The sequence below is a fragment of the Paraburkholderia sp. RL17-373-BIF-A genome, from assembly GCF_046030175.1.
GTDB lineage: Bacteria > Pseudomonadota > Gammaproteobacteria > Burkholderiales > Burkholderiaceae > Paraburkholderia.
The window spans coordinates 1-379 of record NZ_JARESO010000467.1; the positions used below are offsets into that span (position 1 = coordinate 1).

Sequence of the window (379 nt, forward strand, 5' to 3'; positions counted from 1 at the left end):
GCGACGGAGCAGTTCATTGCGCGCGGCCACGATGTCGGAGACGACGAGATGAAGCGCCTGGGCTGAGCCCGGGGCGGCCGCGGTAACGTTCGTGCCGAACATGACTGAGCATGCGGAGCCGGGCGGCGTGTACTGGATCACGCGGTAGTCGTCCCCTGCCTTGAAGTCGAGATCGAGCCGCCAACCCAACTCGCCATAGAAGCGCTTGGCGCGATCGACGTCCGAGACAGGGATCACGACGATCTCGAGCTTCATGTCGAACGCGCCGGCGTCCAGGGTCTCCACTGCGCGTTCGCTCCGCATTGGAATGTTGCTCATGTCTGGCTCCTGAGAGGCGTTGAGTACCGGTTCCCCGTTCACGGCTTCGGGTATGTGGAAA

At 63.3% G+C, this 379-nt stretch carries 1 protein-coding gene; it reads right to left on the reverse strand.

The window, feature by feature from the left end:
* Positions 1-318: VOC family protein (locus P0D80_RS51405; protein ID WP_408296702.1), on the reverse strand; the 318-nt coding region annotated here is incomplete at its 3' end.
* Between the last annotated feature and the right edge of the window lie 61 nt (positions 319-379).